This window comes from Microtetraspora sp. AC03309 (genome assembly GCF_020826795.1).
Taxonomy (GTDB): Bacteria; Actinomycetota; Actinomycetes; order Streptosporangiales; family Streptosporangiaceae; genus Microtetraspora; species Microtetraspora glauca.
Genome location: NZ_JADDIL010000215.1, coordinates 1 through 1,110, shown reverse-complemented (window position 1 = coordinate 1,110; position 1,110 = coordinate 1). Strand labels below are relative to the sequence as shown.

At 66.5% G+C, this 1,110-nt stretch carries 1 protein-coding gene; it reads right to left on the bottom strand.

The genetic code is table 11. The features are described 5' to 3' along the window. Positions 1 to 1,110, bottom strand: a 1,110-nt coding sequence (locus tag IMZ11_RS42385; protein WP_228649202.1) for an extracellular solute-binding protein, incomplete at both ends; no start/stop codon positions are given.

Genomic DNA, 1,110 nt, shown 5'->3' with positions numbered 1-1,110 from the left:
GGTGCCGGAGAGCAGCGCCTGGTAGCCCTCAAGCAGCGGCTGGAAGAGCTGGCCGCCCTCGGGGATCCACGGCCGGCCGACCGCCGTGTCGAGGATCGGCTTGAAGATGGCCACGTCGGGGTTGCCCTTGACCTTGGCGTCGTCGAAGCTCGACGACCGGGTCGGCAGCAGGCCGAGGTCACCGGAAACGGTGGCGAGGGAAGAGGCCGAGCTCATGAAGCGCAGGAACTCATACGACGCCTCGATGTTCTTGGAACCGGCGTAGACGGCCAGGTTCCAGCCGCCGGTCGGCGCTCCGGCCTTGACCGAACCCGCCGGGACCGGCGCGATGCCGAGGTTCGTCTTGTCCTTGAACTCCTTGCCCTGGTAGACCTCCGACAGCGCCCACGGGCCGTTGTAGATCATCGCGGCCTTGCCGTCCTTCAACGCGGTCATCGCGTTGGCATAACTGTCCTGAAGCGCGGGCTTGGCCGCCGCCCCCGAGGCGACCAGGTCCGCCACCTCCGCCATCGCCTTCGCGTTCCCCGGCGAGTTGACGACGATCTTCTTGCTCTGCACGTCGAGCAGGTCGCCGCCCTCCCCGTAGATGAACGGCAGCAGGAAGTAGGAGTCGACGTTCAACGCCAGACCGTTGACACCCGTCTTCGCCTTGACGTCGAGAGCGACCTTCTTCAGCTCCTCGACCGTCTTGGGCGCCTCCTCGTAACCGGCCTGCTTGAGCAGCTTCTTGTTGAACAGCAGCGCCAGCGTGTCGGTCACCTGCGGCACCGCGTACGTCTTGCCGTCGTACTTGGTGCTGCTCAGCGGCCCGGCCAGGTAGTCACTCTCGTTGTCCACCGCACGCGTGCCGTCCAACGGCTGCAGATAGCCCAGCGAGGCGAACTGCGACGTCCACGCCACCTCCGAGCGGATCACGTCCGGAGCGCCGGTCCCGGCCTGCGCCGCCGTCTGGAACTGGTTCTGCGCCTGGTCCGACGGGACGTTGACGTACTTGACCTTGATCTTCGGGTACGCGGCCTCGAACTCCTTGATCAGCTTCTGGAACGTCGGCCCCTCGCTGTCCGGGCGGGTCGTGTCCCACCAGGTGACCTCACCGCTGATCTGGGTGGG